At 68.6% G+C, this 11341-nt stretch carries 10 protein-coding genes; 9 read left to right on the forward strand and 1 reads right to left on the reverse strand.

What is annotated here, in order from left to right:
• From ftsW to lpxC, 8 genes are all read left to right on the forward strand, one after another.
• On the forward strand, positions 1-1338 hold the full coding sequence (gene ftsW, locus N800_RS11130) for a putative lipid II flippase FtsW (protein WP_036138423.1): 1338 nt from the start codon (positions 1-3) through the stop codon (positions 1336-1338).
• Positions 1335-2429, forward strand: coding sequence for an undecaprenyldiphospho-muramoylpentapeptide beta-N-acetylglucosaminyltransferase (gene murG, locus N800_RS11135; RefSeq protein ID WP_036138425.1), 1095 nt, complete (start codon positions 1335-1337; stop codon positions 2427-2429). Before ftsW ends, murG begins: the two co-directional genes overlap by 4 nt.
• A complete protein-coding gene (gene murC / locus N800_RS11140; protein ID WP_036138428.1) occupies positions 2426-3886 on the forward strand; it encodes a UDP-N-acetylmuramate--L-alanine ligase in 1461 nt (486 codons plus the stop codon). Before murG ends, murC begins: the two co-directional genes overlap by 4 nt.
• Positions 3887-3900: 14 nt before the next feature.
• Positions 3901-4872 (forward strand): D-alanine--D-alanine ligase, encoded by a 972-nt coding sequence (locus N800_RS11145; protein ID WP_036138504.1) that lies wholly within the window; start codon positions 3901-3903, stop codon positions 4870-4872.
• The gene (locus tag N800_RS11150; RefSeq protein WP_052108176.1) at positions 4869-5678 is read left to right on the forward strand and encodes a cell division protein FtsQ/DivIB; all 810 of its coding nucleotides are present in this window, start codon (positions 4869-4871) and stop codon (positions 5676-5678) included. The genes N800_RS11145 and N800_RS11150 overlap by 4 nt, the downstream gene beginning before the upstream one ends.
• Positions 5675-6910 carry a cell division protein FtsA gene (gene ftsA, locus N800_RS11155; RefSeq protein ID WP_036138431.1) on the forward strand — a complete coding sequence of 412 codons (1236 nt, stop codon included), beginning with the start codon at positions 5675-5677 and terminating at the stop codon, positions 6908-6910. The genes N800_RS11150 and ftsA overlap by 4 nt, the downstream gene beginning before the upstream one ends.
• Before the next feature lie 177 nt (positions 6911-7087).
• Positions 7088-8344, forward strand: coding sequence for a cell division protein FtsZ (ftsZ, locus tag N800_RS11160; protein WP_036138435.1), 1257 nt, complete (start codon positions 7088-7090; stop codon positions 8342-8344).
• A 367-nt stretch (positions 8345-8711) separates the two neighbouring features.
• Positions 8712-9620, forward strand: a complete 909-nt coding sequence (gene lpxC, locus N800_RS11165) for a UDP-3-O-acyl-N-acetylglucosamine deacetylase (protein ID WP_036138437.1) — start codon at positions 8712-8714, stop codon at positions 9618-9620.
• Positions 9621-9897: 277 nt separating this feature from the next.
• Here the strand turns inward: lpxC and N800_RS15650 are convergent, their stop codons facing one another.
• On the reverse strand, positions 9898-10269 hold the full coding sequence (locus tag N800_RS15650) for a DciA family protein (protein WP_425476513.1): 372 nt from the start codon (positions 10267-10269) through the stop codon (positions 9898-9900).
• Positions 10270-10336: 67 nt separating this feature from the next.
• On the opposite strand from N800_RS15650, the gene N800_RS11170 reads away from it, so the two are divergent.
• Positions 10337-11260 carry a peptidoglycan DD-metalloendopeptidase family protein gene (locus N800_RS11170; protein WP_084087536.1) on the forward strand — a complete coding sequence of 308 codons (924 nt, stop codon included), beginning with the start codon at positions 10337-10339 and terminating at the stop codon, positions 11258-11260.
• Positions 11261-11341 lie beyond the last annotated feature (81 nt).

An 11341-nucleotide genomic window follows, 5' to 3' on the forward strand; every position in this document is an offset into this window, starting at 1 on the left:
ATGGACGCCGTCGCCCGCCAGGCCACCCGCTACGATGCCATCCAGGGGCGCTTCGACCCCTGGCTGCTGGGCATCGCTTTGGCATTGGTGTGCCTGGGCGTGGTGATGGTGGGCTCGGCGTCGGTGGCCATCGCCGAGGTCGAAGGTTCCAGCCCGTACTACTACCTGATCCGCCATTCCGTGTTCATCTGCGGCGGGCTGGTGCTGGCCGCCTGGATCGCGCGCACCGAGCTCAAGACGATCGAGCAGCACAGCTGGTGGCTGCTGTTGGCCTGCTTCGTGCTGTTGCTGCTGGTGTTCGTGCCCGGCATCGGCAAGACGGTCAACGGCGCGCGGCGTTGGCTCAACCTGGGTATCGCCGGCTTCCAGGCGGTGGAAGCGGTCAAGCTGTGCTTCATCATCTGGATGGCGAGCTACCTCAAGCGCTTCAGCGAAGAGGTCAGCGCCACATGGCCGGCGATGCTCAAGCCGCTGGGCGTGGCCGTCGCGTTGGTGGTCATCCTGCTGATGCAGCCGGACTTCGGCTCGTCGTCGCTGCTGCTCGCGATCACCGCCGGCATGCTGGTGTTGGGCGGGGTCAACATGCCGCGCATGTTCGCGCCGGTGCTGATCGGTTTGCCGATGCTGGCGGTCATCGCCATCGCCGAGCCGTACCGCATGCGCCGCATCACTTCGTTCACCAATCCCTTCGACGATCCGTTCGGCGCGGGCTACCAGCTCGCCAACGCCTTGATGGCGGTGGGCCGCGGGGAGTGGCTGGGCGTGGGCCTGGGCGCTTCGGTGCAGAAGCTCTCCTACCTGCCGGAGGCGCACACCGACTTCATCATGGCGGTCATCGCCGAGGAGTTTGGCTTCCTCGGCGTGGTGCTGGTGGTCGGCCTGTTCACCGCGTTCGTGGGCCGTGCCTTCTGGGTGGGCTACAAGTGCGTGGAGATGCGCCGCCACTTTGCCGGCTACTGCGCGTTCGGCATCGGTCTCTGGATCGGGCTGCAGGCGCTGGTGTCGATCGGCGTGAACCTCGGCCTGCTGCCGACCAAGGGCTTGACCCTGCCGCTGATCTCCTACGGCGGCTCGAGCGTGATGATGACCTGCGTCGCGGTGGGCCTGCTGCTGCGCGTGTCCTATGAGCTCGATCGTGCCCAGCGCCAGGTGGCACTGCGCCGAGGCGAAAGTGCGGCCGCCACCAGCGGGAGGTCGGCCTACATTCCGCCCACCGCGCAGCCATTGCCGAGCATGGCATCGGCCGCGCGCGTGGCCGTGTCCAAGGGCGCGGATGCGACACGCGGCACCAGCCGCCTGCGGCAGCGCATCGAGCCCATCCTGGGGAGGGGCGCATGAAGCCCGCCGCAACCGATACCGACCTGCATCCGGTGATGATCCTCGCCGGTGGCACGGGCGGCCACATCTTCCCGGGTCTCGCCGTGGCGCGTGCGTTGCGCGAGCGCGGCCAGCCGGTGCTCTGGCTCGGCGCCGAGGGCGGCATGGAAACGCGCCTGGTGCCACAGCACGACATCGCTATCGACACCATCGCGGTGCGTGGCGTGCGCGGCAAGGGCGTCACGACGCTGCTGGCCGCACCGTTCAAGCTGCTGGGCACGGTGCGCGCCGCGGCGCAGGTACTGCGCCAGCGCCAACCGCGCGCAGTGATCAGTTTTGGTGGTTACGCGGCGGGACCTGGCGGCCTGGCGGCGCGTCTGGCCGGCATTCCGCTGATCGTGCACGAGCAGAACCGTGCGCCGGGCATGACCAACCGCGTGCTGTCGCGGCTGGCGCGCCATGTGCTGACCGGATTCCCGGACACCTTCCATGCCGTGAAGGAAGAAGTGGTCGGTAATCCTGTGCGCGCGGAGATTTCCGCCGTGCCCCCCCCGGAACAGCGTTTCGCTGGTCGACAGGGCCCGCTGCGTTTGCTGGTGCTCGGCGGCAGCCAAGGGGCGCGCGCGTTGAACACGTCCGTGCCGAAGGCGATCGCCGCGCTGCATGGCACGGTTGCCTTTGAAGTACGCCACCAGTGCGGCGAGAAGATGCGCGCCGACGCCGGGCAGGCCTACGCCGACGCGGGCGTGGCGGCATCGGTGGAACCGTTCATCGCCGACATGGCCGCCGCTTACGCCTGGGCTGACGTGGTGGTGTGCCGTGCCGGTGCGCTGACCCTCGCCGAGTTGTGCGCGGTGGGCGTGGCCAGCCTGCTGGTGCCGTTCCCTCAGGCCGTGGACGACCACCAGACCAAGAATGCGCAGTACCTGGTGGAACGCGGCGCGGCGCAACTGTTGCCGCAGGGCGAAGACCTCGCCCAGCGTCTGAGCGCCACCCTCGAAATCCTGAGCGAGCGCGAAGATCTGCTGCGCATGGCCAAGGCCGCGCGCGCCCTCGCCAAACCCGATGCGGCTGACCGCGTCGCCGACATCGTCCTGGAGCACACCGCATGAGTTCGGCCCTTCGCCGCCGCCTGCAGCACACCGGCGACCTCGCCAAGGCCTTCCCGCGCGTTCACTTCGTCGGCATCGGCGGCGTGGGCATGAGTGGCATCGCCGAGGTGATGTGCACCCTGGGCTATCAGGTCTCGGGTTCCGACAACGCCGACAATGCGGTCACCCGCCGCCTCGCCTCGCTCGGCATCAGCGTGCAGAAGGGCCATGCCGCCGCCAACGTGCTGGGCACCGACTGCGTGGTGGTGTCCAGCGCGATCAAGGCCGACAACCCCGAGCTGATGGAAGCCCGTGCGCAGCGCATCCCGGTGGTGCCGCGCGCGGAGATGCTGGCCGAGCTGATGCGCTTCAAGCGCGGTATCGCGGTCGCCGGCACCCATGGCAAGACCACCACCACCTCGCTCACGGCGAGCGTGCTGGGCGAGGGCGGGATCGACCCGACCTTTGTCATCGGTGGGCAGCTGCTTGCCGCTGGCGCCAATGCGCGCCTGGGCAAGGGCGACTGGCTGGTGGCCGAGGCCGATGAAAGCGACGGCAGCTTCCTGCGCCTGAATCCGCAGATCGCCGTCGTCACCAACATCGACGCCGACCATCTGGAAAACTACGGCGGCGACTTCGCCAAGGTGCAGGCCGCGTTCGACGAATTCCTACACCGGCTGCCGTTCTATGGCTTGGCCGTGCTGTGCATCGAAGACCCTGAGGTCGCCGCGCTGGCCGCCAAGACGTCACGCCACGTGATGACCTATGGCTTTGTCGAGCACGCCGACGTCCGCGCGGTCGAGGTCGAGCAGGCGGGCCCGCACATGCGCTACACCCTTTGCCTGCCGGATGGCACACGCACCCCGGTCACGCTGGCGCTGCCCGGCCGCCACAACGTCCTCAACTCGCTGGCCGCGGCAGCAGTGGGCTGGCAGTTGGGCGTCAGCCCTGAGGCCATCGCCAGGGCGCTGCAGTCCTTCGCTGGCATCGGCCGCCGGTTCAACCTGCTGGCCGAGCCAACCACGGCCAAGGGGGCGAAGGTCACGCTGGTCGACGATTACGGCCACCACCCGAAGGAACTGGAGGCGGTGTTTGCCGCCGCGCGCGGCGGTTGGCCCGATCGTCGACTGGTGGCCGCGTTCCAGCCGCACCGCTACAGCCGCACCCGCGATTTGTTCGATGACTTCGCTGCAGTGCTGTCATCCGTCGACGCGCTGGTCCTGACCGAGGTCTACCCGGCCGGCGAAGCGCCGATCGCTGGCGCCGACGCCAAGTCGCTGGCCCGTGCCATCCGCGCCCGCGGCCGCATCGACCCCGTGGTGGTGGGGTCCGCCGCCGAGCTCGCGCAGGTGCTGCCCGACATCCTCGCCGACGGCGACCTGCTGCTGATGATGGGCGCGGGCGACATCGGCCACGCCGCCCAACACATTGCCCGGTCCGGTTTCGCGGACCCGGCTGCGCAAGGAGAGACCAAGTGAACGTGCCGGCCACCGTGCAATTCGCCGACCCGCGGGCCACCGATCCGGCCGTGTTCGGTCGTGTCGCCGTGCTGATGGGTGGCACCAGCTCAGAGCGCGAAGTCTCGCTCGACTCTGGCCGCAACGTGCTCGACGCGCTGCGGGCCCGTGGCGTCGATGCCTTCGCGGTCGATGGCATCCCCGCGCTCGTCGACGCGATCCGCGCCGGCAAGGTGGATCGCGTGTTCAACATCCTCCACGGCAACAAGGGCGGTGGCGAGGATGGCGTGCTACAGGGCCTGCTGACCGCGCTCGGCGTGCCGTTCACCGGCTCCGACGTGCTCGGCTCGGCGCTGGCCATGGACAAGATCCGAACCAAGCAGGTGTGGCTGAGCGTGGGCCTGCCCACGCCGCGTTACGTCCGCCTGGCCAAGGGTGATGACGTGCATGCCGCGGCCCGCCAGATTGGCCTGCCGCTGATCATCAAGCCCTCGTGCGAGGGCTCCAGTGTCGGCGTCTCGCGCGTGCATGACGAGGCCGGCCTCGCCGAGGCCGTCGCGCTGGCCGCACGCTACCCCGGCGAGATGCTGATGGAGCAGTTGGTGGTGGGCGACGAGCTCACCGTCGGCATCCTCGCCAACGGCGAGGGCCACACCGCGCTGCCGTCGATCCGCATCGTGCCCAAGGGCGAGTGGTACGACTACAACGCCAAGTACATCGCCGAGGATACCCAGTACCTCTGCCCCGGCCTGGAGGGCGAGGCCGAAACGGAGATCCGCCGCATCGCACTGGCCGCGTTCATTGCCGCCGGGTGCAACGGCTGGGGTCGCGTGGACGTGATGCGCGACCGCGCCACCGGCCAGTTCTACCTGCTGGAAGTGAATACCGCGCCGGGCATGACCAGCCACTCACTGGTGCCCAAGGCGGCGCGCCAGGTCGGCATTGGGTTCGAGGACCTGTGTTGGCGCGTGCTGGAGTCGAGCCTGCAAGGGGGTGCGGCAGCGTGAATGCCCTGCTGCGACTCGCCGGATGGTTGCTGGCGGTAGCACTCGTGGTGCTGCCGGTGGTCGCCGTGGTCAACGGTTGGGTGGGCGCAGGCCAGTGGCCGCTGTCCAAGCTGCGTGTGACCGGTGAGTTCGAGCGGGTGGACGGCGCGCTGCTGCAGAAAACGCTGATGCCGTATGCGCAGCGCGGCTTCTTCTCCGTCGACCTGGAAGGCGCGCGCAATGCCGTGGCGCGGTTGCCGTGGGTGGAATCAGCCGACGTGCGCAAGCGCTGGCCCGACATCCTGGAAGTCCGCGTGACCGAGCATCACCCTTTCGCCCGCTGGGGCGATGACCGCCTGTTGTCGCAGCAAGGACGCCTGTTCCCCGCCAAGGGCGTGCAGGTGCCCGAGGGGCTGCCGCAGCTGGGTGGCCCCGAGTCGCGGGTGCCGGATGTGGTCGCGCTCTACAACGAATCGCGCGAGCTGTTCGCGCCGATCGGCTTCAACGTGGAGGCACTGCGAATCGACCCGCGTGGCAGTTGGAGTCTCACGTTGCACGACCGGGGCCGCACCGCCGAGATCGCCGCAGGCGCCGAGGTGGTCGTGGGTCGCAATGAAGCCCGGGCCCGCCTCAAGCGCTTCGTCCGCCTGATGCCGCAGTTGCTCGCGCAACAGGAGAAGGTGCTGACCCGCGCCGACCTCCGCTACACCAACGGCTTCGCCCTGACCTGGGCTCCGGCGCCCAAGCCGGACGCCGAAGACGCCCCCGTTTCCTTTACCGCTCCGGCACAGCCCGGCGGCAGCACCACGCAGCAAGGACAGACATGAACCGCAAGGGTGACAAATCCCTGATCGTTGGCCTGGACATCGGCACCTCCAAGGTGGTGGCCCTGGTCGGCGAGTACTCCCCGGGCAATCCGATCGAGGTGATCGGCATCGGCTCGCACGAGTCGCGCGGCATGCGTCGCGGCGTGGTGGTGGACATCGACTCCACCGTGCAGTCCATCCAGCGCGCCATCGAAGAGGCCGAGTTGATGGCCGGCTGCGAGATCCGCTCGGTGTACGCATCCATCTCCGGCAGCCACATCCAGTGCCGCAATTCGCAGGGCGTGGCGCCAATCCGCGACGGCGAAGTCACGCTTGCCGACCTCGACCGCGTGCTCGAGGCGGCCAAGGCCGTCGCCATCCCCGCCGACCAGAAGATCCTGCACGCCATCCCCCGCGACTACGTGCTCGACGGCTCGCAGGAAGGCATCCGCAACCCGGTCGGCATGACCGGCGTGCGACTGGAAGTGCACGCCCACCTGGTCACCTGCGCCGGCGCGGCTGCCGCCAACATCACCAAGTGCGTGCAGAAGTGCGGGCTGCAGGTCGATGACCTGATCCTCGGCGTGCTGGCGTCCAGCAACGCGGTGCTCACCAGCGACGAGCGCGAGCTGGGCGTGGTGCTGGTGGACATGGGTGCGGGCACCACCGACATCGCGGTGTTCGTCGGCGGCGCGATTGCCCACTCGGCCAGCCTGCCGATCGCCGGCGACAAGGTCACCGAGGACATCGCGCACATGCTGCGCACGCCCACGCCCGAGGCCGAACAGATCAAGGTGCGTTATGCCTGCGCGCTGGCGCAGATGGCCACCGCCGAGGAATCCATCCAGGTGCCGTCGGTGGGCGACCGCCCGCCGCGCCGCATGCCGCGCGCCTCGCTGGCGCAGGCCGTGCAGGCCCGCTACGAGGAAATCTTCGAGATGGTGCAGGCCGAACTGCGCCGCAGCGGCTTCGAGCAGCACGTCCGCGCCGGCATGGTGCTGACCGGTGGCGCCGCGAAGATGGAAGGCGTGGTCGAGCTGGCCGAAGAGATGCTGCAGATGCCGGTGCGCGTGGGTATCCCGCAGCACGTCACCGGCTTGGGCGAAGTGGTCGGCAACCCGGTGCACGCCACCGGCGTGGGCCTGCTGCTGATGGGCAGCCAGATCGAGAACCCGCGCCGGCCGGTGCTGCCCACCGGGCGCGCGGGCGGGTTCCTGAGCAAGTTGAAGAACTGGTACCGCGGCGAGTTCTGACGCCGGGGTTGCAAGGCACGGTCGGCGCGAGGGCGCGGCGGTCGGGGAACGGGGAAGGCGGGACGAATCGTGGTTGGAAGGCAGTCATCGGCAGGGATGCAGCGCCCGCACGGGCGACTCCCGAGGCAACGCAACAACAACAGCAGCACACATAACTAGACAATCGAGGACACGGACATGGCGCACTTTGAACTGGTTGAACAGATGGCCCCGAATGCGGTGATCAAGGTCATCGGCGTGGGCGGCGGCGGCGGCAACGCGGTCGCGCACATGGTCAGTGGCAGCGTTGACGGCGTGGAGTTCATCACCGCCAACACCGACTCGCAGGCCATCAAGAACTGTGGGGCCAAGCTGCAACTGCAGCTGGGCAGCAATGTCACCAAGGGCCTGGGCGCAGGCGCCAACCCGGAAGTCGGCCGCCAGGCCGCGCTGGAAGACCGCGAGCGCCTGATGGACGCCCTGCAGGGCGCCGACATGGTGTTCATCACCGCCGGCATGGGCGGCGGCACCGGCACCGGCGCCGCGCCGGTCGTTGCGCAGCTGGCCAAGGAGATGGGCATCCTGACCGTGGCCGTGGTCACCAAGCCGTTCCCGTTCGAAGGTCGCCGCCGCATGCAGGTCGCGCTCAAGGGCATCGAGGAACTGAGCCACCACTGCGACTCGCTGATCACCATCCCCAACGAGAAGCTGATCACCGTCCTCGGCCGCAACGCCACCATGATCCAGGCCTTCCGCGCCGCCAATGACGTGCTGCTCGGCGCCGTGCAGGGCATCGCCGACCTGATCGTGCGCCCGGGCCTGATCAACGTCGACTTCGCCGACGTGCGCACCGTGATGAGCGAGATGGGCCTGGCCATGATGGGTACCGGCGCCGCCCGCGGCGACGACCGCGCCCAGGCCGCCGCCGAGGCCGCGATCCAGAACCCGTTGCTGGACGACGTGAACCTCTCGGGCGCCAACGGCATCCTGGTCAACATCACCGCCGGTCCGGATTTCACCATGGCCGAGTTCGACGAAGTGGGCCGCACCATCGAAGGCTTCGCCTCCGAGGACGCCACTGTGGTCATCGGCACCGTGCTGGACCCGGACATGCAGGACGAGGTCAAGGTCACCGTGGTGGCCACCGGCCTGAACCGCGCGGTCGCCCGCCAGTCGGTACGCGATGCTGGCCGCGACTCTGGCTTCCAGACCCAGCGCCGGCCGCAGGTGGAGCTGGTGCGCAGCACCGCGCGCCTGGACGGCACGACCGGTCTGCCGATCGACGACGGCACCAACGCTTTCGCGCCGACCGCCAACCCGACCATCCCGAGCTTCGGCGGCAGCCTGCGCAGCAACGCGGCGCGTCCGGCGGCCGAGCCGGCGGCGTCCACCGGCGCGGCGGACTTCGACAGCTACCTCGATATCCCGGCCTTCCTCCGCCGCCAGGCGGACTGATCGCCGCAACACCCCGGGTGCCGTCGCCAGCGGCATCCGGTTGGCCCCGGTAAGGGCCGTGTCCTGTCCATGCCCGTGCGGACTTGCCGCCGGGCACAGCAACACCTTGCCTCTGCCTGCGAGCAGGGAATTGGGTCGGCGACCGTCACCCTCCGGGGGGCGGTCCGCCGGCCCGTCTTTCTGCGGTTGGTCACAATGGCGAAACGGAGCATCCCCGGTTTCGGCCGGTATTCAGCCAGCAGCGTGCTACTCTTCCGCGGCTGAACATGGGATTGGTTCTCATCCGCCCGTTCCGTCCTCGCGGAGCCGCGCGTCATCCAGTGCCAGCCGGCCAGTACAACCGAATTCCAAGGCCCTTTCCCCACCGATGCCCCGCCAACGCACCCTCAAGAACGTGATCCGCGCCACCGGCGTGGGCCTGCACAGCGGCGAGAAGGTCTTTCTCACCCTGCGTCCGGCCGCCGTGGATACCGGGATCGTGTTCCGGCGCGTGGACTTGGATCCGGTGCTGGAAATACCGGCACGTGCCGACCTGGTTACCGAGACCACCCTGTGCACCGGCTTGAGTTGCGGCCCGGCCAAGATCCAGACGGTGGAGCACCTGCTGTCGGCGCTCGCCGGCCTGGGCGTGGACAACGCCTACATCGACCTGTCCGCGCCGGAAGTGCCGATCATGGACGGCTCGGCCGGCCCGTTCGTGTTCCTGCTGCAGTCGGCCGGCATCGCCGAGCAGGACGCGCCCAAGCGTTTCATCCGCATCAAGCACGCGGTGGAAGTGCGCGACGGCGACAAGGTCGCCCGTTTCGAGCCGCACGACGGCTTCCGCATCGGCTTCACCGTGCAGTTCGACCACCCGGCCATCCCTGCCTCGCAGTCGCGCGCCGAGATCGAGTTCTCCTCCGCCTCGTACGTGAAGGAGGTCAGCCGCGCGCGGACCTTCGGCTTCATGCGCGACCTGGAGTACATGCGTGAGCGCAACCTGGGCCTGGGCGGTTCGATGGACAACGCCATCGTCCTGGACGAGTTCCGTGTGCTCAACGACGACGGCCTGCGCTACGCCGACGAGTTCGTGCGCCACAAGATCCTCGATGCGGTGGGTGACCTGTACCTCGCCGGCCGCCCGATCATCGGCGCCTTCGAGGGCTACAAGTCCGGCCACGCCCTCAACAACAAGCTGGTCCGCGCCCTGCTGGCCGAGCAGTCGGCCTGGGAAGAGGTGACCTTCGCCGACGAGGCCCCGGCCCCGGTGACCTACGGGATCCCGGCCCCGGTCTGAGGCGCTCGGTAGTACGGGACCGGTCCGCCACCGGGGCGTGAGATGCGCCGATCCGGCCGTCACGGCGGACCCCGGCCCGCATACGTAATTGAACTGTCGAGCCGGTCACGGACGTGAACATCCCGTGACGCCTTAACCATTTTTTAACGATATATTTCCGAAACCCTTCCAACTGCTTAACAAAAGCAGGGGGGAGGGCGGCTAGGATTCCCCGTCCCTCCGGAAAAGGGTGGCCGGTACGCAGGTTGCGTGCCATGCCAGCCAGGACCGGTCGGTATCAGTCGGACCCTGTGGGGTCAGGGTTTTTGAGTGATGCCAATGCCGCCTGCAGGTCTTTCTGTGCAGCCGCGGACATGGGGATGGCCTTCCGCGTTGACTGCCCAGGCGGTGCAACGGGGGGAGTTGTCTTGACGACGACTTCGGCCACGTCGAGTCCGAGGGAACGGGCCGCGTCGAGGATCTGGGGGGAGGCAAGCCGAAGCTTGGCGTGCCACACCGGGGCATCGACGACGAACACGAGTCTGCCGCGTTCAAGGTTGGCCAGTCGCGCATGCGCGGCCAATGAAGGGGGCAGATGGGGACGTAACCGACGGTCCACGCTGTCGAGCCACAAGGCGCGACGCAACGTGTTTCCGGCCGGCGCCGCCATGAGCACATCAAGTGCGTCCTGGGGCGAAGGCGGGGAGGGCGGGGATCGGTAATCAGACATCGGACATATGACCTATCACTCCATCCTATACAAGTCGCATGGGCCTTTCTCCAGGTTCCTGCACCAGATGGCCCACAAGGGCGCGCGCCGGCCGTTGCTGGCCATCGCGATCCTGCTGGGCTCCGGCATCGCCCTCGGTGGTGGTGCCAGCCTTGCGGTCACCGCCGCCATGCGCGCCGACGTGCGCCAGCAGCAGGCCGAAACCGACAAGATCCGCCGTGAGGCCCAGCGCGAGGTCAATGCCCTGGCCGCCCGCATGGGCGAGCTGCAGGCCGAGGCCAACCGCCTCAATGCCCTGGGCGAGCGCCTGACCCGCATGGGCCAGTTGCAGGACGGCGAGTTCGACTTCGACAAGCCGGTCGGCGTGGGCGGTGGCGACGCCGTCGAGGACATGCCGGTAGGCGAGCTCGCCGACGGCATGGACGACCTCAAGCGCAAGTTCGTCGCCTCCGGCGAGCAACTGTCGGTGCTGGAGTCGCTGCTGTTCAACCGCCAGCTCGACCTCAATGCCGTACCGTCGCGTGAGCCGATCCGCGACAGCTACATCACCTCCAATTTCGGTGGTCGCGCCGACCCGATCAAGGGCGGTCGCCAGTTCCACAAGGGCATCGATTTCGAAGCCGACATCGGCGACCCGGTGCTGGCGGTGGCCGACGGCGTGGTCAGCTTTTCCGGCGACCGCTCCGGCTACGGCCACACCGTGGAAGTCGACCACGGCAACGGCTACGTCACCCGCTACGCGCACAACTCGCGCCTGACCCGCCGCGTCGGCGAACTGGTCCGCGCCGGCGCCGAGATCGCCAAGGCCGGCTCGTCGGGCCGCTCCACCGGCGCCCACGTGCACTTCGAGGTCTGGCAGAACGGCGCCGTGGTCAATCCGCGCAACTTCCTGAGCCAGCAATCCCCGCTCAAGGTCAAGGTCCGCGGCTGAGGCCGGCGGCGGGGCGCTTGAAAGCGCGTTCACCCGCCACCACGCTAGAATGAATGTTCGCCAAGACAGGGCGCCCAGCGC

Origin of the sequence: Lysobacter daejeonensis GH1-9, assembly GCF_000768355.1 — a bacterium.
GTDB lineage: Bacteria > Pseudomonadota > Gammaproteobacteria > Xanthomonadales > Xanthomonadaceae > Aerolutibacter > Aerolutibacter daejeonensis.

Excerpts from the sequence above, each read along its gene's own strand:
- ftsZ (WP_036138435.1), top strand. The coding sequence starts at position 7,088 with ATGGCGCACTTTGAACTGGTTGAACAGATGGCCCCGAATGCGGTGATC.
- N800_RS11170 (WP_084087536.1), top strand. The coding sequence starts at position 10,337 with ATGACCTATCACTCCATCCTATACAAGTCGCATGGGCCTTTCTCCAGG.
- ftsW (WP_036138423.1), top strand. The coding sequence starts at position 1 with ATGGACGCCGTCGCCCGCCAGGCCACCCGCTACGATGCCATCCAGGGG.
- ftsA (WP_036138431.1), top strand. The coding sequence starts at position 5,675 with ATGAACCGCAAGGGTGACAAATCCCTGATCGTTGGCCTGGACATCGGC.
- N800_RS15650 (WP_425476513.1), bottom strand. The coding sequence starts at position 10,269 with ATGGCGGCGCCGGCCGGAAACACGTTGCGTCGCGCCTTGTGGCTCGAC.
- murC (WP_036138428.1), top strand. The coding sequence starts at position 2,426 with ATGAGTTCGGCCCTTCGCCGCCGCCTGCAGCACACCGGCGACCTCGCC.
- lpxC (WP_036138437.1), top strand. The coding sequence starts at position 8,712 with ATGCCCCGCCAACGCACCCTCAAGAACGTGATCCGCGCCACCGGCGTG.
- murG (WP_036138425.1), top strand. The coding sequence starts at position 1,335 with ATGAAGCCCGCCGCAACCGATACCGACCTGCATCCGGTGATGATCCTC.